Genomic DNA, 26,856 nt, shown 5'->3' with positions numbered 1-26,856 from the left:
CGGCCTGCATGGGAGGCTCCCGGCACTGCCGGAGCGCCATGCGGGCCCTCTTTTCCAAGACGCATCCACCGCCGATCCAAAGATCAAGGGAGGGACCTTCTTGAATGCCTATGCCAAATATTTCGTAAAAAAGTTGTTCTGGTACCTGGTGACGCTTGTCATTGCCGTTTCCCTGAATTTTTTCCTTCCGCGCATGATCGAGGGGAACCCCGTCGCCATGATCGTCTCACAGATGACCAAAGGGATGACGGACAGCGATACGATCAAACGGGTCTATGAGACGTTCATTCAGGAGTTTGGTGTTGACAAGCCGCTCTGGCAGCAGTTTCTGATCTATGTCCAAAACCTGTTTACCGGCAATCTCGGCACCTCGTTCGGCCTGTATCCGAAAAAGGTGACGGACATCCTCGCTTCAGCGGTGCCGTGGACGATCGGCCTGCAGCTGCCTGCGATTCTGGTAGGCTGGATTCTGGGCAACGTGCTCGGAGCCGTGGCTGCATATAAAAAAGGCGTGTTCGACAAGGTGATTTTTCCGGTAGCCCTGTTCGTGAACTCGATCCCCTTTTTTACGCTGGCCATCATCATGCTGTACGTATTCGCCCTGACGCTGGGGTGGTTCCCGCTGTCCGGAGGGTATGATTTTCAAATGATTCCGCAGCTCAGCTTCGAATTTATCGGCTCGGTCATCCGCCACCATACGCTGCCGTTCCTCTCGATCGTGCTTGTCACCATCGGCGGCCAGGCGATCGGGATGCGGGAGATGTCCATTTACGAGCTGAATGCCGACTATGTGCTGTACAGCAAGCTGCTCGGGATCCGCGATTCGCGCATTTCCAGATACGTGTTCCGGAACGCCATGCTTCCCCAAATTACCGGACTGGCCTTGTCCATTGGCACGATGGTGGGCGGTTCGCTCATCTGCGAAATCGTGTTCAGCTATCCGGGCATCGGCACCTGGCTGTTTACGGCCATCCGCCAGCTCGATTATCCGCTCATTTCCGGCTGTACGCTGCTGATCGCACTCTCTGTTCTGCTGGCTAACTTTACGATTGATATCATTTACGGTTTTATCGATCCGCGGATCAAAGCCTCGCAAATGGAGGACCAGTAATATGAAAAACTCCTTCAACATTCTCATCAAATCCCCCAAATTTATGCTGGGGGCGGGAATATTCATCGTTATGCTGGCGCTGGTGCTCATCTTCCCGATGATCAACAAAAAGGATCCGCTGGAGATGATCGCCCTGGCGTTTCAGCCGCCGAGTTCGCAGCTGTGGCTCGGTTCGGACAATTTCGGGCGGGATCTGTTCCTTGAGCTGATGTACGGCATCCAGACCTCGATCCGGGTCGGTCTCATCGCAGGCGTGTTCGCCACGGCCATCGGACTCATTATCGGCCTTGCTTCCGGCTACATCGGCGGTATCGTGGATAACTTGCTGACGTCGATCACGAACATTTTTATCGTCATTCCGTCGTTTATTATCCTGATCCTCATCTCGGTCAGCATCAACTCGCGCAGCTCACTCGTGACGGCGATCATTATCGGCATCACCAGCTGGCCGTGGACGGCCCGGGCCGTCAGAGCGCAGACCAGCTCGCTCCGCAACCGGGACCATGTCCATATCGCCAAAATATCCGGACACAGCACGCCCCGGATCATCGTTTTTGAAATTTTGCCCTACATCGCGTCCTACGTCGTCATGGCGTTTGTGCTTCAGACCGCGTCCGGCATTCTGTCGGAGGCCTCCATTTCGATGCTGGGGCTCGGGCCGTACAACACGATCTCCCTCGGCATTATCATGAACTGGGCGCTCGTCTTCGAGGCGCCGGTGGCGGGGGCATGGTGGGCGTTTATCCCCGCGGCACTGTCAATCGCGCTGATCACGTTCTCGCTGTATATGATGAACACGGGCATGGACGAAATTTTTAATCCGAAAATAAGGAGCTAGGCCGATGACCACAAACATTTTGGAAGTTAGCGGACTGAAAACCTATTATAAAACCCGGCTTAAGGAAAAAGTGTTTGCCGTCGACGGTGTCGATTTCGTGCTGGAAGAAGGGAAGACGCTCGGCATCGCCGGCGAATCCGGCTGCGGCAAGTCGACGCTGGCGCTGAGCCTGATGGGATTTTATTTTCCGCCGCTCCATTACGGCAGCGGTTCGATCCAAATCCACGGCCGCGACATTATGAAGCTGAGCAAGGAGCAGCTGCGCACGCAAATTTCCGGGCGGGAAATCGCGTATATTCCCCAGGCGGCCATGAATGCCCTCAATCCGACGCTGCGGATCATCCGCTTTATTGAGGATATCATGAAGGAGCACCGGCCAGAGCTCACCAAGAAGCAGGTGTGGGACATGGCCGTCGAGCGGTTTGAAACGCTGAACCTGTCGCCAAAGGTGCTGCGCTCGTATCCGAATGAGCTCTCCGGAGGAATGAAGCAGCGGACGGTCATTGCGATTTCCACCATTCTGAATCCGAAGGTGCTGATCGCCGACGAACCGACATCCGCGCTGGACGTGACGTCGCAGAAGGCCGTCATCAAGCTGATGAAGGACCTGCTCGACAAGCAGTTCATCCGCTCGCTGGTATTCATCACGCATGAGCTGCCGCTCTTGTACCACGTCACCGACGACATTATGGTCATGTACGCGGGAGAAATCGTGGAGCGCGGCACGGCCGATCAGATGATCTTTGATCCGCTTCATCCGTATACGAAGAAGCTGATGGGTTCCATCATCGTTCCGGAGGAGGGGATGAAGGGGCACAAGCTGGCTGCCATTCCGGGCACGCCGCCGAATTTGAAGCATGTGCCCGCCGGCTGCCGGTTTGCCGAGCGGTGCTCTTACGCCCAGGACATTTGCAGGCAAAGCAATGTGGCGGTTCAGGAAGTGGACGGCCGCCAGTACCGGTGCCATTTTGACACAGGAACGCTGAAGGAGTGGTATGCGAATGAGCAGTCGTGACCTGTTGATCCGCGGCAGAGGCATTACGAAAGTATTCGGGTATGGGGCGGCTAAAACGACCGCGGTCGATAATGTGGACTTCGATTTTCATAAAGGCGAAATCATTTCCATCGTCGGCGAGAGCGGCAGCGGCAAAACCACCCTTGCCAAAATCATCATGGGTCTCTTAAAGGAGTCGGGGGGCAGCATCGATTACAAAGGACAACCGAGAGTGCTGCGCCGCCATGCTGACCGGAAAAAGTACTGGAAAGACATTCAGGCGATTTTTCAGGACCCTTTCTCGTCCTTTAACCTGTTCCAGCGGGTAGAGAAGCTGCTGCTCAGCTGCATCCGGCTGCAGGGGCTGAAGCTTACCAAGGATGAGCAGTTCAATAAAATGAAAGAGGCCTGCTCTTTCGTCAACCTGAAGTTCGAGGAGCTGTACAACAAGTATCCGTTCGAGCTGTCCGGCGGGCAGATGCAGCGGCTCATGATCGCCCGGATTTTTATGCTTCACCCGAAGGTACTGATCGCGGATGAGCCCACCTCAATGGTCGACGCCTGCTCCCGGTCCACCATTCTCGACATGCTGCTGAAGCTGAGGGATGAGAACGAGATGACGATTATTTTCATCACGCACGACGTCGGGCTCGCCTATTACGTGAGCGACACGATCTACATCATGGAGAAGGGCCAAATCGTCGAGAGGGGACCGGCCGAGGACATTATCCTGAACCCGCAGCACGCCTATACGAGGCAGCTCATCAGCGACGTGCCGAAAATCCATACGGCCTGGGATTTGGGCTAGGTTACATCGGCGCCGTGTAGCGGCCGCCTTCCTGCACGACGCGAAATGCGCCGCCGTCCTGCTGCAGCACCGCCAGGTTCGATCCTTCCGAGCCCCACCATTCATACCCAAGCGTATAGCCAGGCCCGGAACGGGTGACAAATAAAACGTGGAACAGCTGCGGGTCCATCTGCCCGCCGTCGTCGACGCGCCAGGTGGAGCTCGGGTCATCCGTTCCTTCAAAATCGCGAAACAGCAGCGTATCCGGGGTGATCATTACAAGGCTGGCCAGCGGCTTGCCGCCATCCTTGTCGTACTGGACGATACCCAGCTGCACGTCAGGGGCGATTTGTCCGATAAGCCCCTGGCTGTGGATGTTCCGGCCTTTGGCTTGCTTGATCCGGGCCATTGCCTCCTTGGGCAGGCTTCCCTCCACATGCTCCACCTGCAGAAATTCATGCCCGGCAAAAGCGTTTTTTTGTGCGAGAACGACGCCTGCGTCCGGATCCGCTGGAGTTACCGGGGAAGAGAGGCGGAACAAATCGCCTTCATCATGGTCGAAATTGTACCGGCTCTGCCTTCCGTTATCCTGATCCGACCGGGCCTGATGCTTCGTGAAGCGGATGTCGGCCAGCTCGCCCGGTGCGATGACCGCTTGTGTAAACTGCTCCCGTGGTGTTTGCTGCTTGCCTTCCGGGTCGACTGCAAGAATCCGGCTGGCGGCGGCGTCCAAATAGCCGAACATCAGCTGGGAAGACTGCAGCCGCCCTGGAGTGTCTGTTTCGGCTTCGCCGTCGTGGCTGCTGGAAGGCTGCGGGCTCCCGGCATCAGGGGTGGAAGCAGGGGGATCAGCTGCCGTGGCGGGAGGTTTTTCGTTGATTCCGTCCGTGGAATTGACCGTTCCGGCAGGCATTCGGTCAGCTGGTGGTGTGTTATCCGCCGAAGGCTTGTGGCTTTCGCAGCCCGTGGCGATACAGATGGACAGCAGCAGGATGCCGGCGATTTTTTTCAAATCCAATCACTCCCTTACAAAGCTTCGTGTGCTGGATGTTTCATCCACGCGGTTTACAGATCGCACGGATTGTTTTAAAATAAAGACGATTACAAGTTGTATACAAGTATACTTGGAGGCAGAGGCAGGTTAGAGCAAAGCACAATCAAACTGGAAGCGTTTCTTTTTCGAAGAACCACAGGTCTTCGTGGTAAAAGACGCATTCCGGTTCTTCGTTGTTGCATGGTTCTTTTGAAAAAAGGAAAAAATCGGATTGCGGCACACGGCTGCCGGTCAAACGGTTGAGCGTTGAGGCCTTCGGCTGTGGCAGGCTTCCGGAGAGCAGGTCCCTCACCATGGATGCGGCGGTCGGTTGTATGATAGAATCGGTAGCGTACGTCATTGTACATACATTGATTTAGGAGAGTTGTCTCATGCTGCGTTATCCTTCATCCTGGCTGCAGGGTGTTTCCTTGGGAGAGTCGATCGCATCCGAGCTGAGGCTGCAGATTATCAGCGGCCGGATCAAGCCGGGTGAAATTATTTCAGAGAACCGGGTGGCCGCCGATTTCGGGACAAGCCGTTCCCCCGTCAGAGAAGCCTTGAAATCGCTCTCGAGCGAAGGGCTGATCCGGCTCGAACGGATGGGTGCCGTTGTCGTCGGACTGAGCCTGACCGATATTGTTGAATTGTACGATGTCCGCTTCCTGATCGAGAGCTTCGTTCAGCAGCGGCTGGCCAAGATGGACCGGGATCAGCTGCTGGTTACGCTGCGCCGGATCGTTGACCGGATGGAGCTTGCGGTAAAGCATCAGGATGCCGTCGAATTTTCGTATCAGGACTTGTCCTTTCACGAGGCGATTATTGCGGCAGCGGACCATAAGCGCATTTTGCATTTATGGAACAGCATCCGGCCGATCGTGATGACCGTTATGCTGATTACGACGGAAGAGATTTTTTCCAAAGGGGAAGCGAAGCTCGGGTCCGTGATCGGCAAGCATCAAAAAATTATGGACGGTCTGGCCTCCGGCGACGAGGACGAAATCCAGAAGCTTGTACAGGAGTATTTCGCCGATTCGCGCCAGACGCTGCACCGCAGCCTGACGGATTTTTAAAGCGCTTCGTCCGGCCATTCATTCTGTTGTATGAACCAAAAGGGGCTGCTTGCGGGCAGCTTCCGCCTCATGTTGTCGACAAGTATGCAAGTATTTAAAATCAAAGCTTGGAATAATGGGTATCATATGTGAAAAACATCATGTACGAACAAAAGGAGGACAACCCATGTCCAGTATATTCGGTATGAGCCATAATTGGACGCTCATTGTGTGGACACTGATCGCCATTGCATTTCTTATTGTGTTTATTGCCAAATTCAAGTGGAATCCGTTTGTGACCTTGCTGTTGTCCGCCCTGCTGCTCGGATTCCTGACCGGCATGAAATCGATGGATATTATCGATTCCGTGACCAAGGGGCTTGGCGGCACGCTCGGAACGATTGCGATCGTCATCGGTCTCGGCACGATGCTGGGCAAAATGATGGCCGAATCCGGCGGCGCCGAGCAGATCGCCACAACCCTCGTGAACCGGTTCGGGGAGAAACGCGTTCACTGGGCGATGATGATCGTCGGCTTTATCGTAGGGATCCCGGTATTTTTTGAGGTCGGCGTCATTCTGCTGATCCCGATTATTTTTACCGTCGCCCGTAAAACCAAAATGTCACTGCTGCAAATCGGTATTCCGATTCTGGCCGGTCTGTCCACCGTACACGGACTTGTGCCGCCGCACCCGGCACCGATGATCGCGATTGATGCCTATCAGGCGAATTTGGGGAAAACGATTTTGTACTCCCTGATTGTAGGCATTCCGACAGCGATCGTGGCCGGACCGCTCTTTGGCAAATGGATCGGCAGACGCATCCAGGTCGAGCCGCCTGCTGAGCTGGCGGAGCAGTTCTCCAGCAGCAGCACGCGCAAGCTTCCGGGCTTCGGCATTACGCTGCTGACGATTCTGATGCCGGTCATCCTGATGCTGATCGGTTCGATCGCCTCGATCGTTGACCCGGATGCTTCGAGCGGTTTTACGCTGTTCTGCGAATTTATCGGTAACGAAATTATTGCGCTTCTGATTTCGGTCGTGTTTTCTTTCTTCTCCCTTGGCTTCGCCAGAGGATTTACGAAAGAACAAATATCCAAGTTTACGAGCGAATGTCTGGCGCCGACAGCCACGATCATTCTGATCATCGGCGGCGGCGGGGCGTTCAAGCAGGTGCTCATTAACAGCGGCGTAGGTGACGCCATTGCCCAAATCGCAACTTCGGCTCACATCAACATTATTTTGTTTGCATGGTTCGTGGCCGCACTCATCCGTGTTGCAACCGGTTCCGCCACCGTGGCCATGACCACGACTGCGGGGATCGTCGCACCGGTGCTTGCCTTGAACCCGGCAGCCAATGTCGAGCTCGTCGTGCTGGCGACCGGAGCAGGCTCGCTCGTCCTGTCGCATGTTAACGATGCCGGCTTCTGGATGGTCAAGGAATTCTTTAACATGTCCGTCCCGCAGACGCTGAAATCCTGGACCGTCATGGAAACGCTGTTGTCGATCGTTGCATTGATTATCATCCTGGTGCTCAGTCTGGTAGTATAAGGATATGCCTAGTGAAGAAGAAAGAAGGTTGAAACATGAGCAGTAATATGATGATCGGAATCGATATTGGAACGACGAGCACCAAGGCCGTTCTGTTCGAAGAAAACGGAAAGGTTGTGGCCAAGGGAAGTGAAGGCTATCCGCTGCTGACACCGACATCGTCCATCGCCGAGCAGGATCCGGATCTGATATTTACGGCCGTGATCCATTCGGTCAAGCAGGTGATGGATACAAGCGGAATCCGCCCGGAGCAGGTGATGTTCGTCTCGTTCAGCTCGGCCATGCACAGCGTCATTCCGGTCGGCCAGGACGGGAAGCCGCTGATGAACTGCATTACGTGGGCGGATAACCGCAGCGCGAAATGGTCCGAAGTATTGAAGAACGACATGAACGGACATGAAATTTATCTGCGCACAGGTACGCCGATCCATCCGATGTCCCCGCTGACCAAATTGATGTGGCTGCGTCATGACAATCCGGACATTTTCGAAAAGACGTCCAAGTTTATCTCGATCAAGGAGTACGTATTCGCCAAGCTGTTCAACCGGTACGTCGTCGACCATTCGATAGCCTCCTGCACGGGCCTTATGAACCTGAACAAGCTGGATTGGGACGAGGAGGCACTGCAGGTTGCCGGCATTACGCCAAGCCAGCTGTCCGAGCTTGTTCCGACTACTTACCGCATGGATGGGCTGGATAAGACGTTTGCCGCCGAGATGGGGCTCGATCCATCCACGCCGTTTATCGTAGGCGCGAGCGACGGCGTGCTGTCCAATCTGGGCGTCAATGCGATCGAGCCTGGTGTCGTTGCCGCCACCATCGGTACCAGCGGAGCAATCCGCACCGTGGTCGATCATCCGGCGACGGATCCGAAGGGCCGCATTTTCTGCTACGCCCTGACGGAGAAGCTGTGGGTGATCGGCGGTCCCGTCAACAACGGCGGCATGCTGTTCCAATGGGTACACGACGAGCTTGCCGCATCCGAGATCGAGACTGCCAAGCGTCTTGGTATCGATTCGTACGATTTGCTGACACGGATTGCGGAACAGGTGAATCCGGGATCCGACGGGCTGTTGTTCCACCCATATTTGACCGGGGAGCGCGCCCCGCTCTGGAACCCCGACGCCCGCGGATCGTTCTTCGGCCTGACGATGCACCACCGCAAGGAGCATATGATCCGCGCCGTCCTTGAAGGCGTCATTTTCAACTTATATACCGTACTGCTGGCGATGGAGGAACGCATCGGGCGTCCTGCCAAAATCCACGCGACCGGCGGATTTTCCCGTTCCCCGCTGTGGCGCCAAATGATGGCCGACATCTTCGATCAGGAAGTTGTCGTGCCGGAGAGCTTCGAAAGCTCCTGCCTGGGCGCCGTCGTGCTCGGCCTGTATGCCATGGGCAAAGCGGATTCGCTGAGCGTCGTCTCCGGCATGGTCGGATCAACGCATCAGCATACGCCGGTGAAGGAGAACGCACAGATTTACCATCAGCTGCTGCCGATCTTTATTAAAATTTCACGCAACCTGGAAGAGGAATATAAGGCGATCGCCGATTTTCAGCGCAGCCTGTTCTAATCCAAAAGAATGCCTGTACAGCGTTTGAAACTGCTGTGCAGGCTTTTTTTGAATAAATATAGTTTACAGCAGAACGTATATTCGCTAATCTAGGGGTGGGTGTATTTTCCATTAAGATATTGCCCTTACAATGATCACAAGGGGATGTGTAACCATGGACCAACAAACGATGGGTATGCAGACAGAACCGCAGAAGCTATTGGGGAAAACGATTCAAGTCAGGCTTGTCTCGGACCTGAAGCAATCGCAGTTATATTACCGGGATATGCTCGGAACAGCGACTTTATAACTAAGGAGGGGGCTTCATTCATGGCGTCGATGAATACAACGAATCATCAACCCGAAGGAATGAAAACAGTAAATCCCTATTTAATGGTGGAACAGGTGCAGCGTTTGGTTGAATTCATAGAAACGGTGTTCAATGGAAAACTAAAGTATAAACTCGACAGACCGGATGGATCTGTGATGCATGCTGAGATTGCACTCGGGGATTCCGTTATTATGGCCGGTGAGCCCAATGCAGATTTTGGTGCTTTTCCAGCTTCGCTGTACGTGTATGTTGCCGACTGTGACAGTGTCTATGAGCGGGCCATTCGGAATGGAGCCGTATCGGTGATGGTTCCGGCCGATATGAAGCATGCCGGTGAGAGGTACGGCGGGGTTAAGGACCCCTTCGGAAACATCTGGTGGATTGCCACCCATGCTGAAGATTTGACCCCCGAGGAGCAGGCCAAGCGGATTCGGGAGATGTATAAATAACTGCTAGCCAGGTGTCAATGGATTTGTCAGGGCGGTGTTTAGCAGCAGCTATAATGAACAAACCACTGCTTTATTAAGAAACTCTCCGTATGGGGAGTTTTTTTGGTTCGGTCCGTATCAGCTTACCTTGACAAAGCCTTTTCTGCGGCGCGAAATCTGCGTCCGTACACACGGAGCTGCAGCCTCCTCCCTATTCGATTGAAATCGCCTCATGCATCGCGCCTGCTCACGAATCCCGTCTACAAGCTCGCGCGGCTCAATGACTTTAACGGCAGTACCCAGTTGAAAAAAGTAGCCGGTCACGAATTCCAGCTCGCGCTGATCGATGACACTTTCAATGTAACCTTCATCCGGGCTAACCTCCACGATATAAGGCTCCAGCCATGGCTGGCTGCGGCACTGTCTCAGGCCTTCACGGGTCAGCTCTACATATAAACGGACGGGCGATTCCGGCGTCAGTGCCGTGCTGCGGTTGAGCCAGTCCGGAAGTTCCATCTGTGGCTCAAACGCTTGCTCCGTTTGCTCCATGGACACGATCCGGTCTGTACGAAACAGCCGGATTTCGCCATGAGCCTGATCGAACGCAGGCATGTACCAGAAGCCCTCGCTGGCGTAAATACCGATCGGAGCCACTTCCCTCACTGTATTTTCCAGCTTCGACACATATTCGATTTTAAGCAGCCGGTGCGCGGCGGCCGCCTCGATGATTTCCTTTAGAAATGGAGACGGGACGGTCCTTTTTTGATTCCAGAAGGTGATTACCGAATCCAGGCCGTCTATTTTTCTTTTCGTATCGTCAGGCAGGCTTGCGTACAGCTTGCGGGAGACGGAATCGATATGAATATCAAAAGGAAGCGATTGATAGTACTTCAATGCCTGAAAAGCAAAAAAGATAGCAAACGCTTCTTCCTCATTAAACATGATCGGCGGCAGTGTCCGGTTGGGGAGTACCCGGTAACCACCGCTTCTTCCTGGTTCCGTATAAAGCGGGACGCCCATATCGGCAATATCCGTAAGATAGCGGTGCGCCGTTCGGACAGAAATGCCAAAATCATTCGCGACATCCTGTGCGGTAAAACTTCGTTTGGCATTGACATACAGGATTAAATCAAACAGTAATTTGGCTTTGCTCACAAATGCTCCTCCTCTTGACTTAACCATGACAGTTTCTGGCATGGTTTTAGCATATACTATTTTATACAAATCGCAAGAGGAGGAATCCACATGATCAAAGAAGATGACATTCGCGTCGTCGGCGGAAGAGAAAAAAATCTGAAGGGAGTTCATGTGACGATCCCCAAAAAGCAGATTACGGTATTTGTAGGCGTATCCGGCTCCGGCAAATCGGCGCTTGTTTTCGATACGATCGCAGCGGAGTCGCAGCGGCAATTCAACGAATCGTACTCCAGCTTCATCCGCAACCGGCTCCCTCATTATGGTCAACCGGAGGTGGATGCCATTGAGCATTTACCGGCGGTGATCGTCATGAATCAAAAAAGGATCGGCGGGAATGCGAGATCTACCGTCGGCACGGTCACGGATATTTATGCGCTGCTGCGGTTGTTGTTTTCCCGGATCGGCACTCCTTTCGTCGGATATTCCGACGTGTTTTCCTTTAACAACCCTCAGGGCATGTGCCCGGAATGCGAAGGCTTGGGGAAAGCGAAAGACATCAACGTCGACCGGTTGATCGATAGGGAAAAATCGCTTAACGAGGGGGCTATTCTGTTCCCGACCTTCATGCCCGGCGACGTCAGGTGGAAAAGGTACGTGTGCACCGGCCTGTTCGATAACGACAAAAAGCTGAAGGATTATACAGATGAGGAGATGGATACGCTGCTCCATAAAAGCGGGTTCAAGCCGCCTAATCCAACGGAGGGGTGGCCACCGACGTCACTCTATGAAGGGGTCATTCCGCGCATTAAACGTACTTATTTATATAAGGAGTCGAGAGATGCTAAAAGATATCAGGAAGCGATCGACCGCATCGTGAGCGAGAAGCTGTGCGCTTCATGCCGCGGCGGCCGTCTGAATCCGCGCGTGTTGTCCTGTAAAATTAACGGAAAAAGCATTGCCGATTGTGCGGGGATGCAGGTTAGTGAGCTTATCAGGTTTATACGTTCCATCCGCGAGCCTGAAGTACAGACGGTGACGGACGAAATCGTCAAGCGCCTTGGCAATTTGCTGGCGGTAGGCCTTGGCTATTTAAGCATGAATCGCGAAACGCCCAGCCTGTCGGGCGGTGAATCGCAGCGGATCAAGATGGTGCGTCAGCTCGGCAGCAGCCTATCCGATTTGCTGTATATTTTTGACGAGCCCAGCATTGGACTTCATCCGCATGATGTCAACACCATCAACCGATTGCTTAAGCAGCTGCGGGATAAAGGCAACACCGTTCTGATTGTCGAGCATGATCCGGATGTGATCCAGATTGCTGACTATATTGTTGAAATGGGGCCGCGTGCCGGAACCCACGGTGGAGAGGTCGTATTTCAGGGGAGCTATCATGAGCTGCTCTCATCCTCGACATTAACTGCTGGGTACTTAAACCGTAACCTCGACTTCAAAAGGGAGGTCAGGAAGCCTGGCGGTTGGCTCGCCATCGAGCATGCTACGATGAATAATCTCAAAGATATTAACGTTCGAATTCCGGCCGGCGTGATGACCGTTGTTACCGGAGTAGCGGGATCCGGAAAAAGCACGCTGATCCGTCAGGTTCTTCCGAGGTACTACCCCGAGGCGATTTTCATTGACCAAGGCGCGATCCACGCCTCCAACCGGTCCAATCTGGCCACCTATACGGACATCTTCGACACGATCCGAACTTTGTTCGCCAAGGAAAACCGCGTTAACGCTTCGCTGTTCAGCTTCAACTCCGAAGGGGCTTGTCCCCACTGCAAGGGCTTGGGGATCATAACTACCGATCTCGCCTTTATGGATACGGTCTCCAGCATCTGCGAAGCATGCGAAGGAAAGCGTTATACAGAACAGGTACTGTCCTATCGGTTCCGCGGGAAAAGCATCAGCGACGTTCTGGCCATGACCGTGGAGGATGCGCTCAACGTGTTTCATGAAAAAGAAATTGAGACGCCGCTCAAACGATTAAAGGAAGTTGGCCTCGGTTATTTGACCTTAGGACAACCTCTGAGTACGTTATCAGGGGGCGAATTGCAGCGGGCCAAGCTGGCCGCGGAGCTGGAGGGAGAAGGGACCCTGTATGTCCTGGACGAGCCGACCACCGGACTGCATATGTCTGATGTCGAGCTCCTGATCGGCCTCATGAACCGCCTCGTGGAGCGGGGCAGCACCTTGATCGTGATCGAGCACAATTTGCAGGTGATCCGTCAGGCTGACTGGATGATCGACCTCGGCCCTGGGGCCGGAGAAGAAGGCGGCCAAGTGATGTTTGAAGGCATACCGAAGGATAGCATCGATTGCAGCGCCTCGATCAGCGGAAGGTATTTAGGGCTTTAGCGAGGATGTTTGGTTCAAAGGACGTTTGTTTCAAATGTACCGGAGAAAATTTACGGTGTATGGGGATCCCGATGATTCTACGAATTGTCGGGATTTTTTTGGCCGGGCTTCCTAGTCGATAGGTTATTTATCTTTTAGATCTGTTTCTTCTGTAACAGTTGCACCCGGAGGAAAAGGGGATTGAGGCGTAAAGTTTACGTGCCGCCTTTGAATTCGTGTTGTGACCACCCAATAAAATCCCAAACAACACGAATTCAACAGCGGCTGAAGCCCAATGCCCGTTCCTCCCACGCGCTAAAAGTTGAAGTCCAGGCATTTCCACATCTCGGTTCTACTCGAACCGAATTCAACAGTGGCTGAAGCCCAATGCCCGTTCCTCCCGCGCGCCAAAAGTCGAAGTTCAGGCATCTCCACATCTCAGGTCTATCCGAGCCGAATTCAAAGCGGCTGAAGTCCATGCCCGTTCCTCCCACACGCCAAAAGTCGAAGTCCGGGTACCTTCATCCCCGCATCGTCCATCCTAAGTCCATGCGTTCCCCCTCAAAATTGGGTATATACATTCCAAGAGATTATTCATCCGTTGAACATAAAGGAGGTGCTCCTTATCCTGGCCGCTCACCGCCCGCCCAAGGCGCAGGATAAGGAAATGCTGTGGAAATTGTGAAAATCATATTCGTTGTTCTGCTCATCGCATTAACCGCGTTCTTCGTCGCCTCCGAATATTCGGTGATCCGGGTCAGAGTGTCCCGCATTAACCAATTGGTGACCGAAGGCAATAAAAATGCCCGCGCGGTCAAACATATCATTTCCCGCCTGGACGAGTTTCTGTCCGCCTGCCAGCTCGGAACGACGCTGACCTCGATGGCTCTCGGCTGGTTGGGGGAATCCACCGTGGAGCGAATGATCCATCCGCTGTTTGAGCTCATGCATACGCCCGAGTCGGTGGAGAGCATCGTGTCGTTCATTATCGCCTTTTTGATCCTGACCTACTTTGAGGTTGTGATCGGGGAACTCGTGCCGAAAAGCTTTGCGATCCAGATCGCTGAACCGATGGCATTGTTTTTCGCCCGTCCGCTGATTATTTTTTACAAAATCACGTATCCCTTCAACTGGATTTTGAGCCGTTCCTCGCGCGTCATTACCGGCATCTTCGGGGTTAAGCCCATATCGGAGGAAGACGCTGCATTAAGCGAAGCTGAGCTCCGTTTTGCGCTCACCGAAGGGTATCGCAGCGGCGAAATTACGCCGACCGAGTACCGCTACCTCAACAACGTCTTTGATTTCGACGAGCGGGACGCACGGGAAATCATGGTGCCGCGGACTTCCATCCGTTACGTCTCCCATAATGCGACGGTCCGGGATGTCCTGGATGTCATCGAGAGCAAAACGTTCAATTACCTGCCGGTTGCGGTAGATGGCGATAAGGACCGCGTAACCGGGATTATCCACGTCAAGGAAATGCTGCATCAAGTCGTCCGGCGCGTAACCAGCGAAGACGAGAAGATTACGCCTTTTATCCGTCCGGTTCTGCAGGTGATAGAAACCGTTCAGGCGAGAGATCTGCTGGCCCAAATGCAGAAGGCTGGCATCAATATGGCGGTGCTGATGGACGAGTACGGAGGCACGTCGGGTCTGGTCACGATGGAGGATATTCTGGAGGAGATTGTGGGAGATATTCCTTCGGGTTCCGGCGGCCCGCAGCCTGCGGGATCTCTGCTGATCACGAAGCTGGAGGACAACCGCTACCGCTTTCAGCCGCAAGCCCTCATCCATGACGTGAACAAAAAGCTGGGGACCAATATCCCGGCGGGGGACGAAGTGTACACGATCGGCGGCTGGCTGCTGTCGCAAAAGTTCGATCTTGCCGAAGGGGATGTCATCCGGCAGGACGACTGCGAATTTGCCATTCGGCGCATGGAAGGACCGATGATCCGGGAGATCGAGGTCGTTAAGCACGAACCCGAGCCGGAGCTGCCGGAAGCAGGGGAGGACTAACGGTTTGAGTTTAGGAGCTCTATACAGTGGTGAGTGGTGAGCTTGGGAGTGACGAAGACAAACGTAAGAGGGCCTTTCGGGACAGCCGGAGGCCCTTTGTTGCTCTAATAACCCTCATACACTTCTCGCACCATCTCCCCCAGCCGCTCATACGCGGCCGGACTTGCCGTATACACCATCAGCTGCAAATCCGGACTACCCGAAGGCTGGAGGTTGATATACTCGAATTCCAGCAGGCCGATCCCGGCAACCTCCCACCGTTTGTAACAATCCGATGCCTGGCTGATGTCCTGGCGGCCCCAGTAGAACCGGAACGGTTCACTCGTTTCCAGCAGCTCCTGAATAAGCGCCTGCACATCGAGATCTCCCGGGTAGCGGGCACAATCCGCCCGGAACCTTGCAATCATGACCTGCACCTTCTCGTCCCGCTCCGCTTCGCTCATGCGCCGGGTGGATTCAGTCAGGAACCGTATCAGCCAGTTTGGCCTGGCGGTATGGTCCGTGAACACGGGCAGATGGAATACGAGCTCGGCGGCGCGGTTCCATACGAGCAGATCCCATTTTCGGTCTATGACCAGCGCCGGATTCGGGTCTAGAGACCGGACCATTCTCTCCAGCCCGGCAGGAAGGAGCTGTGCTTCATTCGTTCCCGCGGAATCCTGCGCTTTGACAAGTCGATGCAGATACTCCCGCTCATATTCATTCAGCTTTAATGCCCGGGCCAGGCTGTCCAGCACCTGGTTGGACGGATTTGTCTGCCTGCCCTGCTCGAGAGCGGTATACCATGATATACCGATATGCGCGAGCTGAGCCACTTCTTCACGGCGTAGTCCGGGGGTCCGGCGTCTGCCCAGCGAGGGCAGGCCCACATCCGATGGATGCAGCTGCTCCCGGCGTGCGCGCAAAAACGCGCCCAATGTGAATCCGGCCGATGCTTCATTCATGCAGCAAAACCTCCTTATCCTGACACTGCCAATGGTACGTTACGCACAGGAGGGCAGCGCTTTTTTGAATGATTCATAATGTTGGAGAACGACCTTCCGGATGCTTAGCTGGATGTATCGATCCGGGATAGGGCCCGGCGGCGTTACGACTGTAAGGAGGAATCAAGCATATGATCATGATTACCGGAGGGATGGGGTTCATCGGCCTCCATGCGGCCCGCGCCCTCCTTGATCTCGGCGAAGACGTTATCATTACCCGTTATCGCGAGGATCGTCTGCCGTCTTTTCTTGTCCCCTATTTGAACAAAAGGCTGTTTATCGAAACGGTTGACGTGCTTCAAGCAGAATCCCTGCTGGGGGTAGGAAAAAAGCACGCGGTCACCGGGCTTATGCATCTGGCGTCTCCCCGTATGAACGTGCCGCCCGCAGAGGGGACGCAGCAAACCGTGCAAAGCCTGCTCCATGTTCTGGAGTGCGGCAGCCGGTTAGAGGTGAGACGTGTCGTCCTTGCCAGTTCAATCGCGGTCTACGCGGGAGTGGAGATGCCGCTGTGGCGGGAGGACGACGCTTTGCCGGTACAGGCTCCCTATCCGATGACGGCTTACAAGAAAGTGACGGAGACGATAGGCGATTTTTATTCCCGGCAAGCCGGACTAGAGGTGGTCAGCGCCCGCTTTTCCGCCTTCGGCCCGCTGGCCCGCGGACTGTACTTCCTGCCTGCCCAGGCCGTTCACGCGGCCGTTAATGGCTTACCATTGTCGTCTTATTTGCGGGGAGGACTGCTCCCCTACGAAGAAGAAGGCATAGACGTGGCCTATGTCACGGACACGGCTGAGGCGTTGGCCCGGCTGCAGACGGCCCCGTCTCTGGCCCATTCCGTCTACAACATCGGAACCGGGCAGGTAACGACCCATAAACAGATGGTCGAAGCCATTCTGAGGGTCGTACCGGACGCGAGACTGGAGCTGCGCCCCGGGAAGGGAGACGGACCGCAGTATCCTGCCATGGACATTTCCCGGATTTATGAGGAGCTGGGATGGCAGCCCCGATATACCCTGGATCTTGCGATTGCCGAATATGCTGCTTGGTTAAGGGATGGTAACCCTTTTTAATCCCATAGATGTATCTATATTATATCGACGCAAAGGAGTCATGACATGAAAATTTTGATAACGGGAGCAACTGGCCGCGTTGGGAGCCGCCTAGTGCCGCGGCTGTTGGATCAAGGCTATTCCGTCAGTGTACTGGTCCGTAATCCGGAGCTTGCCCGGGACCTTCAGCGGCGAGGCGCTGAAATCATAACCGGCGATCTGCTGCAACGGCAAACGTTAAGGGAGGCTGTTACGCACAAAGATGCCATTATCCATCTCGCGGCTGCATTCCGCGGAGTTGCCCCCGAGGTATCCCGTGCCGTGAATATGGAGGGGACGATCGCTTTGGCCGATGCGGCACTGGCTGCAGGTGTTCCGCGCTTCATTTATGCGAGTACCAACTTGGTGTACGGCCCCGGGACGGACGAAAGGTATTTTAATGAAACGGATCTTCCTGATCCCGCAGGTCCTTATCCGCTCACCAAAGCCGCTGCCGAACGCGAATTGTTGCAGCTTCACCGCAGCCGGGGGCTGGGACTGTGCATACTCCGTCTGGCCTTTGTCTATGGAGACGGGGATCCTCACCTGGAGGAGGGGATGCGGTGGTTCCGGAACTGGCATCCGGCCCAGCGGATTCATTTGGTGCATCATGCGGATGTGGCGCAGGCCGTCATGTTGGGGATCAAATCGTCCCGGGCGAAGGGGCAAATTTTTAATGTGGCGGATGACCAGCCGGTCTCGGCGGCGGAAGTCTTGAGCATACACAACGAGACGATGCCGGCGGATGCGGTCAGCCGAACTGTGGATCCTTCCTGGCTGCAGCTTGTTGATACAACCAAAATCCGTGAGCAGTTGGGGTTTAGGCCCAATTACCCTTCGCTGTACCGTGCGCTGAATGAAGGGGCCCTTTAGTGCATGCCCCGCTTCCCCATCCCTTCGGCTTGCAATCCTCTTTTTTTGCCTATACAATAAAATTGTATTGTTGTTGGAGAAATTAACCTCCATTATTTATGATTTGGGAATTTATCTCCTAAAATGAGTGCAGGTTAATAACCGCGAACCGGCTTAAAAGAGGAAGGGGAAGATACAAGTGTCCATGGTGCAGGAAATGGGAAAGACCCTGCTGAGCATCCGCAGCCATCTGAACGGACTGACGAAAACCGAGCAGAAGGTAGCCCAGTACATTTTGGAGCATGCCCAGGATATTATCTATGAATCGGTGACAGAGCTCGCCGAGAAGGCGGATGTTGGGGAAACGACGGTGCTCCGCTTCTGCCGCAAGCTGAAGTTTCAAGGCTTTCAGGACTTCAAGCTGTCTTTGGCGCAGGATCTGGTGAAGCCGACGGACCATATTCATAAAGAGATTTCCGAGGATGACGACGCGGTCACGCTCAGCCAGAAAATTATCGGTACGCACATCCAGACCCTCGACCAGACGCGCGAGTTGATCAATGGGGAGCAGCTGAGCAAGGCGATTGAGTGCCTGCTAAGCGCATCGTCCATCCACTTTTTTGGAGTGGGGTCCTCGGGCCTGACGGCGATGCAGGGCGCTCACAGCTTTGCCCGGATCGGCAAGCGGAGTACGGCGGTCGCGGATACCCATTTTCAGGCGATGGGCGCTTCGCTTATGACGAGCAGCGACGTAGCCGTAGGCTTGTCCATCTCCGGCAGCACCAAGGATACGATCGACAATTTGAATTTGGCGAAAAAGGCGGGTGCCCGCATTATTGCGATTACGAGCAACGCCCGTTCCCCGATTACGAAGGTGGCGGACATCGTGCTGATTATGGTAGGCCGGGAGAATCCGCTTCAGGGAAGCTCTTTGTCGGCGAAAATGTCCCAGCTGGCCGTCATCGACATGCTGAACGTCGCCGTATCTTTGCGAATGAAGGATGAAGCGCTGAAGTACCGGGAGATCACGGCCAAAGCGACATCGGATAAATTGTACTAACCGGAAATAAAGGAGGGGATGAGGATGCCCGAGGTACCAGATCATCTCGATGATGGCTTGTCCATCCTGTTTATCGGCTTTAATCCCAGCCTGCAGTCCGGAGAAACCGGGCACCATTACGCTAACCCGCGGAACAATTTTTACCGTATTTTGCACCGCTCGGGGCTGACGCCGAGGCTGTACGATGCTTCGGAGGACCAGGACCTTCTGAAGCTCGGTTACGGTTTCACGAATATTGTGGCAAGACCGACCCGGGGCGTGGACGATATCGAGCGGCAGGAGTACGCGGAGGGAAGGGAGATTCTCCGGAGAAAACTGCGGCAGTATCTGCCGCGGATCGCCTGTTTTGTCGGCAAAGGCGTGTACAGGGAATACAGCCGGCGCTCCAAGGTGGATTGGGGATTTCAGCCGGACCCCGTCATCCCGGAAATTCATGAGTTTGTGGCCCCCAGCTCAAGCGGACTCGTACGGATGCCGATGGAGGAGATCGTCGGAATTTACCGCCAGCTGGCGGAGTTTATAGAGAAGCAGGGATCCTGACTTGCACCGCCCCATCGAAGCAGGCGAAGCTCAGTAGAAGCCCTGCTTTTTTGCGTTCAAAACCTGCGGGTAACGAGACAAGTGAACAAGAGATGACACAGATAGTTCCCATTGTCCTTTCATCTACATATAAGTAGAATAAGGTGCTGAGCGTGAAGACAGCCGGCACTGCCTTTACAGCGTGACACCTCAGATAATGGAGGATTTCCAATATGTCCAAAAGGAACCTCACCACAAGGAGACTCACCAAAAGGAATGACGCCAAAAGAAAGCTTCGTCCGAAAAAGAGGCGCCGGCAGTCCGCAGAAGATCAAAAACTGAACCAACTCGCGTATACCTCGTCATTTCTTGTCGTCATTGCTTTAATTATAAAATTGATCAATATCGCGTTTTACAGTTAAAGGTCGTTTGTCCTCCGTACTTAAATTCACTAATTTACTAAACGAATTGAATCGATGCCGAATTAATGATACTCTCGAATTGGGTAATCGTGGAGCAGCTCTGTGATGAAGCTTTTTTGCGGGGCTGCTTGCGGTATTGTCGTACATGATCTGACTCCAGCACATAATCGCATCATTAGAAGACGACATGTTCGAAATGGCCTGAAAGGAGAACGCATAGACCTTGAAGATTATTCTTGTTGATGACGAATATCTCGCTCTGAAGAAAATGGAACGGCTCCTGCAGTCGCTGGAAGGCGTAAATCTGGAGCCGCTGACTGTCCGAGCCTTCCAAAGCCCTCTTCAAGCGCTGGATGCAGCGGCGGAGGACTCCCCAGACCTTGCCTTCCTGGATATCGACATGCCGGAAATGACGGGGTTTGAGCTGGCTGATCGCTTGCTCGCCATGTATCCCGGTCTGGAGGTTGTGTTTGTAACGGCCTATCAGGAGTTTGCTATAAAAGCTTTTGAGATTAACGCACTGGACTATTTACTCAAACCGATTCATCCCGATAGACTGGCTGTCACGATGAAACGGGTGGCTTCCTCACCGCCGGCGGGTGCCCCTACGGAAGAGGGCCGATCCGCAAACCATATGATGCTTTGCTGCCTGAAAAACCTGCACTTTCGATCCGCGGACGGTAAGCTCCATTCTTTTTCCTGGAGAACCCTCAAAGCACCGGAGTTGTTTGCGTACCTGATCTATTACCGGAATAAAACCGTAAGCAAGCAAACCCTGATCGACCTGTTATGGCCGGATTTTAACCTGAAGAGAGCGACAACCCAACTCCACACGGCCATCTATCAAATTAGGAAAACGATTAAAACGAGCGGCATGGATCTACATATCAAGTTTCAGGATGAAGGGTACCGGCTTGAATTCGGAAATGTGACACTGGATATCGAGGAATGGGAAAAAGATCTGCGCAGTGCCCCGCCAGTGGCGCCTGAAAACCTTCCGGAGCATATCGCCATCATGGATAAGTACCCTGGGGATTTTCTGGATGAACACGGGTACGGGTGGGCAGAGCCCGAACAGGAGCGGACCCGGCTGCTCTGGTTTGAACATGCGAAGAGAATCGCCGAATGCTGTGCTGGTCTCGAACAGCATGCGGAAGCTATCGGATTGTATCAGGAAATGATCCGAAAAATGCCTTACAGGGAAGAGGGGTACGAAGGATTAATGAAGCTGTATGCCTTCCTCAATCAACGGGTCGGAGTCCGCCGGCTGTACCAGCAGATGACATCGGTTTTCTTGGAAGACTACGATATGGCTCCCAGTAAAGAGATCTCAGCCTGGTTCGAGGAGTGGGAGAAGGAACGCGTGCATGAGAAGGAAGAAGCAGACGTCCAATGAAGAGAGTTTAAACGTGAATTTCCGCTGTTAAGGGAAATGCTTTGCGGGCTCTTGTTTTTTGGAAGCTATGTCTACGGTCTTGTATAATACTTGTTCTTTTATGAGAATCTCCTTGATTTCTGCGTCGGACATTGTACTATATTTGAGCAACGTTTCCTTGAGAATGCGCGTAACTTCCATGGATCCTCCTCAAATATCTTTATCTCTGACATATCGGTCCCAAATCTCGGGTTCCACGATATGAAGTATATGCTTGTATTATACAAAGTAGAAATGAACTTTATCTGAATATAGCATGGGAATGAAGAAGAAAGCGGGTGCTGGAATAAGCATCCGTTTGTTTTTTAGAAAAGCCTAAATGTGTTAAAGGTCCGTTTTTTATCCATATTCAGAATTTATCCAGTCCGTTATGGTTTAATGGGGGTATGTTGGGTATCAGTATATTAATGCCTGATCCGCCGTCTCTGCGGCGAGAAGACAAATAAAAGGTTATGTGGTGATCATATGAAACTATCCGACAAACAAATGGAAGCGCTAAGTATGGCGCAACAACATGGCGGGCGGCTGCAACGCTGGAAGCATGGCGGGTATTGGACTTATGAGAGGGAGCCGGACGACTCCCGGAACCTATCGAAGCCGGAGTGGTATTGTACGACCAATACCGTTTTTGCGCTCGTTCGGCGGGGGCTTGTGAAAATGGACCACTGGGAGAGCTGCACGCTTACACCGGAACCGAAACGCGTCTTATTTGCAGGGATGGTCTGGGAAGAGAAATCCGGGAAGAAAAGCGGGTGACCACCGATTAAGATCAAACTATGGGCAGGCATCATGATTGCGGCTGGCGCAGCTCTGTTCGGGTTCAAGAAGAAACGAGCAGCCCAAAAGCAGTTGTAGAATGAAGCGAATCGTATTTTTCAAAAGTAGATAAGCAAGCAGCCTGCCGCATAAACGGCAGGCTGCTTTTTTCATCCGTGAATCCAGCGGAGCGGACGGATCGATTCCGGAGAAACGGAGTGGTCGCCTTTGTCAGCCCATGTTAACCTCAGAGTGGTTAATTCAAAACATGGGCTGGCAACAGCGATCGGAGGAATGAGCCGTTTGCGCAGCGGGCTTACAGATGTTGCAGTTCTTTAGTGAACTTGAGTTCGACATTGGTCTTGATCTTATCGATACTGATCTTCACGGCCTTCCTGCTCTTTCTGGGCAAACTGGCTGTGCAGCTTAATTCCCAAGCTCACATCGTTCCGCTCTGAGACGCGCCGCGTTTGTTCCGGGTCTTCCATTTGGATTCCCCGACAAGATAGACGCCGAGCGGCGTAAGCATGAGGAGCCAAGTGATCAGCCAGGAGGCGGCCAGCGCAGCAGCTCCGCCTGCCCAGGTGAGCAGGTGATAGGCGATCGGGCCGCTCGTCATGACAAAATGCCGCCACAAGATCAAAAAGTAGGGATGAATAAAGTAAATGCCGAAGGCGCAGGATCCGAGGGAAAACAGTACTTTTTGAAGTCGAGGTTTCCCTTCCAGGACTCGAACGAACAGCACCAAAAATACACACGCCATGCTGCAGTAGGCGTAATCCGTTATAAAGTTGATGTTGGATAGAAAAGGCTGGCGAATCCAATGGGGGCTAGCCAGCTGCAGCCATTTTTGCACGATAAAGAGCATTGCGGATCCCAGAAACAGCGCCGTCCACCGGTAGTTCCATTTCGGCGTTTCATCAGAAGACACCCCCTTTAACCGTTCGGCCATGTAAGCACCCAAAAAGAAATAAACGACGTAGGTCATCACGAAGGTCCCGGTTTTATGCATATGGAGTACATAATAATTCAGCAGATAGAAGGCGATTTGCAGCAGGGCCCCCACGAGTATGGGATGCCGCCGGGCCTGCCCTATCTTTTGAAACAACAGTGATAGGAGAGGAAACAGCACATAAAACTGGGCGATGATGATCATGAAATACAAATGGTCATAGCTGCCGCCAAGCGGCAAGCCTTTAAGAAACTTGCGGAGACCGTCTGAGAATGAAATATGCTGGATATACGACAGATAAGTGGAGTAATACACGGACCAGAACAAGTAAGGCAGCAGAATCCGCTTTAAACGTTTCCAATAAAAAAGAAGCCAGTTGCCCTGAACGCCGCCGTCATAGCGGTAGAACAGGACGAGCGAGCTCAAAAACAGAAACGCCGGTACGGCAAATTGAGAAGCCGCATTCAGGATAAAATAGAGCGGGTACACGGTGGAATCCATGGACAGAAAGGCTACCGGATAGGATGTCACATGGATGGTGACTACAGCCAAAATGGCAATGCCGCGCAAGAGATCCAAATAGGTGATCCTCTGTTTTTGGGCCAATACTTTGTTCGCCTCCATTGGAACGTTTTCGTAGTGCAACATTTGACGAGCCAATGGTTAGATTCGATTTTGCATAAAAACATTCCTTTTTACCAGAAAAATAATCCTACAAAAAAAGGCTTTCCTGACCCTTAGGATCAGAAAAGCCTTTGATATATCTGAGCTCAAGCTCAGCTTCTTACCATCCCCACAGCATCGTGAAGAGCGTGCCGAAGATCGTAACCAGTCCGACGAACAACGCATACGCAATGTTGAAGTACAGCGTCTTTTTGTTGTCGGTCTCGCCGATGTGCATGAACAGCACGAGCTGCAGCGACGCCTGGATGAGCGCACACACGATCAGGATCCAGAGTCCGGCGGTCGGGTTGAAATCCCAGAATACAACGCCCAGTCCAACCACTGAAAGGATCAGCGAGAAGATGTATCCGATCACGTGCCGTATTGGAAATAAACGTGCCATATTACATCAGTCCTTTCATGTAGACAAAGCTGAAGATGAAGATCCAGACAACGTCCAGGAAGTGCCAGTACAGCGAGAAGATAAACGATTTGTTCGCCGTCTCATCCGTAAAGCCTTGACGGCCGACCTGAATCAGAATGCCGGCGCCCCAGAGAATACCCATCGTCACGTGAAGACCGTGGGTACCGAGCAGGACGAACAAGCTGGACAGGAACGCGCTCGTTTGCAGCGTAGCGCCTTCGTGAACGTAGTTGACGAACTCGGTGATCTCAATGCCCAGGAAGCCGAGACCCATGAGCAGCGTGATGACGAAGAAGACGATCATCGGCTTCTTCAGATTGAGGCGCATGGCGTGAATGCCAAGGCCGCAGGTAAAACTACTGGTCAGGAGCAGGAACGTCTCCCAGATGACGCCGTTCAGTTCGAACAGCTCTTTCCCCGTCGGGCCGCTCCCCGTCCGGTTCCACAGCGTGAGATAGACGGCGAACAGCGTGGAGAAGAGGGCGATCTCTGCCCCGAGGAAGAGCCAGAACCCGAAGATCTTGTTGCTGTTCTCTTCCGTTCTATACTCAAGTGGCAGTGAATCATTTATTTTCATACGGAATCACCCCGCAATTTCTGTTCAGTGGCGGCAATTTCCTCAGGTGAAATGTGATAGCCATGATCGCGTTCGAAGGAACGCAGAGCCAGCATGACTACGACAGCGATACCCGCAATGATTGCAGGAATGAACCAGCTGAATACCAGGAAAAAGCCTAGGAAAAACATAATGACGCCGAGAATGAACGGTTGACCACTGTTGTTAGGCATATGAATCGGTTCGTAAGGGCCTTCTTCGTAGAGAGGTACCCCGTTGACTTTTGCTTCCCACAGCGCATCCATGGATTTGACGTTAGGTACCTTGGCGAAGTTATACACCGGCACAGGGCTTGGCGTACTCCATTCCAGCGTACGAGCATCCCATGGATCTCCGTTTTCGTCGCGAGGGCTGTAACGGAAGCTCCAGTAGAAGTTATAGCACAGAACGACAAAGCCGATGGCCAGGATAAAGGCACCGATCGTAGCCACCATATTCAGCGGGCCAAAGCCGGTGTCGGCCGAATACGTGTACATCCGGCGCGTCATGCCGCTCAGTCCAAGGAAGAACAGTGGCAGGAAGGCTGTGTTGAAGCCGACGACGATGAGCCAGAAGGCCGTCTTGCCGAGCTTCTCGTTCAGACGGAAACCGAAAATTTTCGGGAACCAGAAGTACATGCCTGCCAGAACCCCGAAGACGGTACCCGGAATCAATACATAGTGGAAGTGGGCAACCAGGAACATCGTGTTATGGTACTGGTAGTCCGCGCTGGCCATCGCCAGCATGACGCCGGTTACGCCGCCGATCGTAAAGATCGGAATAAAGGCCATCGCGTACAGCATCGGTGTCGTGAACGAGATTTTACCTTTCTGCAAGGTAAAGAGCCAGTTGAATATTTTTACGCCGGTCGGTACGGCAATCGCCATCGTCGTGATGGAGAAGAAGCCGTTGACCATAACGCCCGCGCCCATCGTATAGAAGTGGTGAGCCCATACGATAAAGGACAGGAGCGAGATGACCACCATACTGGCAACCATCGATTTATAACCGTACAAATTCTTTTTCGAGAACGTGGAAATAATATCACTGAATATACCGAAGGCCGGCAAAATAACGATATATACTTCAGGGTGTCCCCATACCCAGAACAGGTTGGCCCAGAGCATATCCATACCGCCGTTCGCCATCGTAAAGAACTGGCTGCCGAAGATGCGGTCGAACATCATCAGGGCAAGGGCAACGGTCAGAACCGGGAATGCGAACAGAATGATAACGTTCGTAATCAGGACGGACCAGGTAAACATCGGCATGCGCATCAGTTTCATGCCTGGCGCACGCATTTTCAGAATCGTTACGATAAAGTTGACACCGGTCATCAGCGTACCGATACCGGAAATCTGAAGAGCCAGAGAGTAGAAGTTGTTACCTACGGTCGGGCTGAACTCCAGGCTCGCCAGCGGGAAGTATGCGGTCCAGCCGGCATCCGGCGATCCCCCGATGACGAAGGAAATGTTGAACAGCATCGCTCCGAAGAAGAACATCCAGAAGCTGACGGCGTTCAGTCTTGGGAAAGCTACGTCGCGCGCCCCGATTTGCAGCGGAACGACAACGTTCATAAGTCCGATAACGAACGGCATCGCCATGAACAGGATCATGATAACGCCGTGCGTTGTAAAGATTTCGTTATAGTGCTGCGCATCCAGAAACTTCATTTCCGGAGCCGCGAGCTGCGTACGCATCAGCAGGGCGTCGATGCCGCCGCGGAACAGCATGATGAGAGCGGCCAGGATGTACATGACCCCGATCCGCTTATGGTCAACCGTTGTGAGCCATTCGCGCCACAGATAACCCCACTTTTTAAAATAAGTCAGGCCGATCAGAATGGCGAGGGAAACGACGACGATACTGACCATGGCAGCATAGATCATCGGCTCACCGGTTACAAAAAATTCGTCCCATTTCATGCAGATAGGTCTC

Annotated in this window: 24 protein-coding genes; 17 read left to right on the top strand and 7 right to left on the bottom strand. The window is 53.3% G+C overall.

What is annotated here, in order from left to right:
* Nucleotides 1–100 precede the first annotated feature (100 nt).
* From IAE55_RS21665 to IAE55_RS21650, 4 genes are read left to right on the top strand one after another with little or no spacing between them, the layout of a single operon-like run.
* Complete coding sequence (locus IAE55_RS21665; RefSeq protein ID WP_076173597.1) at nucleotides 101–1,111, top strand: ABC transporter permease; 1,011 nt, start codon at nucleotides 101–103, stop codon at nucleotides 1,109–1,111.
* Nucleotide 1,112: 1 nt separating this feature from the next.
* On the top strand, nucleotides 1,113–1,949 hold the full coding sequence (locus IAE55_RS21660; RefSeq protein ID WP_089548533.1) for an ABC transporter permease: 837 nt from the start codon (nucleotides 1,113–1,115) through the stop codon (nucleotides 1,947–1,949).
* A 4-nt stretch (nucleotides 1,950–1,953) separates the two neighbouring features.
* Nucleotides 1,954–2,964, top strand: a complete 1,011-nt coding sequence (locus IAE55_RS21655) for an ABC transporter ATP-binding protein (protein WP_200633866.1) — start codon at nucleotides 1,954–1,956, stop codon at nucleotides 2,962–2,964.
* Complete coding sequence (locus tag IAE55_RS21650) at nucleotides 2,951–3,751, top strand: ABC transporter ATP-binding protein (RefSeq protein WP_200633865.1); 801 nt, start codon at nucleotides 2,951–2,953, stop codon at nucleotides 3,749–3,751. The genes IAE55_RS21655 and IAE55_RS21650 overlap by 14 nt, the downstream gene beginning before the upstream one ends.
* Before the next feature lies 1 nt (nucleotide 3,752).
* Here the strand turns inward: IAE55_RS21650 and IAE55_RS21645 are convergent, their stop codons facing one another.
* A complete protein-coding gene (locus IAE55_RS21645; protein WP_145163418.1) occupies nucleotides 3,753–4,742 on the bottom strand; it encodes a hypothetical protein in 990 nt (329 codons plus the stop codon).
* A 416-nt stretch (nucleotides 4,743–5,158) separates the two neighbouring features.
* Between IAE55_RS21645 and IAE55_RS21640 the strand changes: the two genes are divergently transcribed.
* The 5 genes from IAE55_RS21640 (at nucleotide 5,159) to IAE55_RS21625 (ending at nucleotide 9,697) form a co-directional block, all read left to right on the top strand.
* Nucleotides 5,159–5,836 (top strand): GntR family transcriptional regulator, encoded by a 678-nt coding sequence (locus tag IAE55_RS21640; RefSeq protein ID WP_076173742.1) that lies wholly within the window; start codon nucleotides 5,159–5,161, stop codon nucleotides 5,834–5,836.
* A 166-nt stretch (nucleotides 5,837–6,002) separates the two neighbouring features.
* Nucleotides 6,003–7,364: a GntP family permease gene (locus IAE55_RS21635; RefSeq protein ID WP_152398775.1), complete on the top strand. Its 1,362-nt coding sequence runs from the start codon at nucleotides 6,003–6,005 to the stop codon at nucleotides 7,362–7,364.
* A 35-nt stretch (nucleotides 7,365–7,399) separates the two neighbouring features.
* Complete coding sequence (gntK, locus tag IAE55_RS21630) at nucleotides 7,400–8,938, top strand: gluconokinase (RefSeq protein ID WP_105445012.1); 1,539 nt, start codon at nucleotides 7,400–7,402, stop codon at nucleotides 8,936–8,938.
* Between the two features lie 154 nt (nucleotides 8,939–9,092).
* On the top strand, nucleotides 9,093–9,227 hold the full coding sequence (locus tag IAE55_RS34135) for a hypothetical protein (protein WP_260866989.1): 135 nt from the start codon (nucleotides 9,093–9,095) through the stop codon (nucleotides 9,225–9,227).
* A gap of 20 nt (nucleotides 9,228–9,247) precedes the next feature.
* Nucleotides 9,248–9,697, top strand: coding sequence for a VOC family protein (locus IAE55_RS21625; RefSeq protein ID WP_200633864.1), 450 nt, complete (start codon nucleotides 9,248–9,250; stop codon nucleotides 9,695–9,697).
* A 117-nt stretch (nucleotides 9,698–9,814) separates the two neighbouring features.
* Here IAE55_RS21625 and IAE55_RS21620 read toward each other — a convergent pair whose 3' ends face one another.
* Nucleotides 9,815–10,831 (bottom strand): helix-turn-helix transcriptional regulator, encoded by a 1,017-nt coding sequence (locus IAE55_RS21620; protein ID WP_200633863.1) that lies wholly within the window; start codon nucleotides 10,829–10,831, stop codon nucleotides 9,815–9,817.
* 93 nt (nucleotides 10,832–10,924) lie between these two features.
* Between IAE55_RS21620 and IAE55_RS21615 the strand changes: the two genes are divergently transcribed.
* Both IAE55_RS21615 and IAE55_RS21610 read left to right on the top strand, forming a co-directional pair.
* Nucleotides 10,925–13,171 carry an ATP-binding cassette domain-containing protein gene (locus tag IAE55_RS21615; RefSeq protein ID WP_200633906.1) on the top strand — a complete coding sequence of 749 codons (2,247 nt, stop codon included), beginning with the start codon at nucleotides 10,925–10,927 and terminating at the stop codon, nucleotides 13,169–13,171.
* Nucleotides 13,172–13,822: 651 nt separating this feature from the next.
* Nucleotides 13,823–15,166 (top strand): hemolysin family protein, encoded by a 1,344-nt coding sequence (locus IAE55_RS21610; protein WP_200633862.1) that lies wholly within the window; start codon nucleotides 13,823–13,825, stop codon nucleotides 15,164–15,166.
* 104 nt (nucleotides 15,167–15,270) lie between these two features.
* Here the strand turns inward: IAE55_RS21610 and IAE55_RS21605 are convergent, their stop codons facing one another.
* A complete protein-coding gene (locus IAE55_RS21605; RefSeq protein ID WP_200633861.1) occupies nucleotides 15,271–16,110 on the bottom strand; it encodes a helix-turn-helix transcriptional regulator in 840 nt (279 codons plus the stop codon).
* Between the two features lie 170 nt (nucleotides 16,111–16,280).
* On the opposite strand from IAE55_RS21605, the gene IAE55_RS21600 reads away from it, so the two are divergent.
* The 6 genes from IAE55_RS21600 (at nucleotide 16,281) to IAE55_RS21575 (ending at nucleotide 22,284) form a co-directional block, all read left to right on the top strand.
* On the top strand, nucleotides 16,281–17,222 hold the full coding sequence (locus IAE55_RS21600; protein WP_200633860.1) for an NAD-dependent epimerase/dehydratase family protein: 942 nt from the start codon (nucleotides 16,281–16,283) through the stop codon (nucleotides 17,220–17,222).
* A gap of 45 nt (nucleotides 17,223–17,267) precedes the next feature.
* Complete coding sequence (locus IAE55_RS21595; RefSeq protein WP_105445018.1) at nucleotides 17,268–18,113, top strand: NAD-dependent epimerase/dehydratase family protein; 846 nt, start codon at nucleotides 17,268–17,270, stop codon at nucleotides 18,111–18,113.
* A 184-nt stretch (nucleotides 18,114–18,297) separates the two neighbouring features.
* Entirely contained in the window at nucleotides 18,298–19,152 is an 855-nt protein-coding gene (locus IAE55_RS21590; protein ID WP_089550357.1) for a MurR/RpiR family transcriptional regulator, read from the top strand.
* A 24-nt stretch (nucleotides 19,153–19,176) separates the two neighbouring features.
* The gene (locus tag IAE55_RS21585) at nucleotides 19,177–19,692 is read left to right on the top strand and encodes a mismatch-specific DNA-glycosylase (protein ID WP_105445019.1); all 516 of its coding nucleotides are present in this window, start codon (nucleotides 19,177–19,179) and stop codon (nucleotides 19,690–19,692) included.
* A gap of 624 nt (nucleotides 19,693–20,316) precedes the next feature.
* Entirely contained in the window at nucleotides 20,317–21,489 is a 1,173-nt protein-coding gene (locus IAE55_RS21580; protein WP_200633859.1) for a response regulator, read from the top strand.
* Between the two features lie 540 nt (nucleotides 21,490–22,029).
* Entirely contained in the window at nucleotides 22,030–22,284 is a 255-nt protein-coding gene (locus IAE55_RS21575; protein ID WP_181153054.1) for a hypothetical protein, read from the top strand.
* A 439-nt stretch (nucleotides 22,285–22,723) separates the two neighbouring features.
* Here the strand turns inward: IAE55_RS21575 and IAE55_RS21570 are convergent, their stop codons facing one another.
* The 4 genes from IAE55_RS21570 to qoxB all read right to left on the bottom strand — a co-directional run bounded on the left by IAE55_RS21570 (nucleotide 22,724) and on the right by qoxB (nucleotide 26,843).
* Entirely contained in the window at nucleotides 22,724–23,842 is a 1,119-nt protein-coding gene (locus IAE55_RS21570; protein WP_186382072.1) for an acyltransferase, read from the bottom strand.
* A gap of 178 nt (nucleotides 23,843–24,020) precedes the next feature.
* Nucleotides 24,021–24,302, bottom strand: coding sequence for a cytochrome aa3 quinol oxidase subunit IV (gene qoxD / locus IAE55_RS21565; protein ID WP_094599503.1), 282 nt, complete (start codon nucleotides 24,300–24,302; stop codon nucleotides 24,021–24,023).
* 1 nt (nucleotide 24,303) lies between these two features.
* The gene (gene qoxC, locus IAE55_RS21560) at nucleotides 24,304–24,900 is read right to left on the bottom strand and encodes a cytochrome aa3 quinol oxidase subunit III (protein WP_145163386.1); all 597 of its coding nucleotides are present in this window, start codon (nucleotides 24,898–24,900) and stop codon (nucleotides 24,304–24,306) included.
* Nucleotides 24,897–26,843, bottom strand: a complete 1,947-nt coding sequence (gene qoxB, locus IAE55_RS21555; RefSeq protein WP_094599501.1) for a cytochrome aa3 quinol oxidase subunit I — start codon at nucleotides 26,841–26,843, stop codon at nucleotides 24,897–24,899. The genes qoxC and qoxB overlap by 4 nt, the downstream gene beginning before the upstream one ends.
* Nucleotides 26,844–26,856: the final 13 nt, after the last annotated feature.

Source organism: Paenibacillus sp. S28, from assembly GCF_016624415.1.
Classification (GTDB): domain Bacteria; phylum Bacillota; class Bacilli; order Paenibacillales; family Paenibacillaceae; genus Paenibacillus_AQ; species Paenibacillus_AQ favisporus.
The sequence above is the reverse complement of the archived record's forward strand: the minus strand, read 5'-3'. Positions and strand labels throughout refer to the sequence as shown.

What these genes read in the sequence shown, in the direction of transcription:
- IAE55_RS21660 (WP_089548533.1), top strand. Translation starts at nt 1,113, where the DNA reads ATGAAAAACTCCTTCAACATTCTCATCAAATCCCCCAAATTTATGCTG.
- IAE55_RS21655 (WP_200633866.1), top strand. Translation starts at nt 1,954, where the DNA reads ATGACCACAAACATTTTGGAAGTTAGCGGACTGAAAACCTATTATAAA.
- IAE55_RS21650 (WP_200633865.1), top strand. Translation starts at nt 2,951, where the DNA reads ATGAGCAGTCGTGACCTGTTGATCCGCGGCAGAGGCATTACGAAAGTA.
- IAE55_RS21635 (WP_152398775.1), top strand. Translation starts at nt 6,003, where the DNA reads ATGTCCAGTATATTCGGTATGAGCCATAATTGGACGCTCATTGTGTGG.
- gntK (WP_105445012.1), top strand. Translation starts at nt 7,400, where the DNA reads ATGAGCAGTAATATGATGATCGGAATCGATATTGGAACGACGAGCACC.
- IAE55_RS34135 (WP_260866989.1), top strand. Translation starts at nt 9,093, where the DNA reads ATGGACCAACAAACGATGGGTATGCAGACAGAACCGCAGAAGCTATTG.
- IAE55_RS21625 (WP_200633864.1), top strand. Translation starts at nt 9,248, where the DNA reads ATGGCGTCGATGAATACAACGAATCATCAACCCGAAGGAATGAAAACA.
- IAE55_RS21605 (WP_200633861.1), bottom strand. Translation starts at nt 16,110, where the DNA reads ATGAATGAAGCATCGGCCGGATTCACATTGGGCGCGTTTTTGCGCGCA.
- IAE55_RS21600 (WP_200633860.1), top strand. Translation starts at nt 16,281, where the DNA reads ATGATCATGATTACCGGAGGGATGGGGTTCATCGGCCTCCATGCGGCC.
- IAE55_RS21595 (WP_105445018.1), top strand. Translation starts at nt 17,268, where the DNA reads ATGAAAATTTTGATAACGGGAGCAACTGGCCGCGTTGGGAGCCGCCTA.
- IAE55_RS21590 (WP_089550357.1), top strand. Translation starts at nt 18,298, where the DNA reads ATGGTGCAGGAAATGGGAAAGACCCTGCTGAGCATCCGCAGCCATCTG.
- IAE55_RS21585 (WP_105445019.1), top strand. Translation starts at nt 19,177, where the DNA reads ATGCCCGAGGTACCAGATCATCTCGATGATGGCTTGTCCATCCTGTTT.
- IAE55_RS21575 (WP_181153054.1), top strand. Translation starts at nt 22,030, where the DNA reads ATGGCGCAACAACATGGCGGGCGGCTGCAACGCTGGAAGCATGGCGGG.
- qoxD (WP_094599503.1), bottom strand. Translation starts at nt 24,302, where the DNA reads ATGGCACGTTTATTTCCAATACGGCACGTGATCGGATACATCTTCTCG.
- qoxC (WP_145163386.1), bottom strand. Translation starts at nt 24,900, where the DNA reads ATGAAAATAAATGATTCACTGCCACTTGAGTATAGAACGGAAGAGAAC.
- qoxB (WP_094599501.1), bottom strand. Translation starts at nt 26,843, where the DNA reads ATGAAATGGGACGAATTTTTTGTAACCGGTGAGCCGATGATCTATGCT.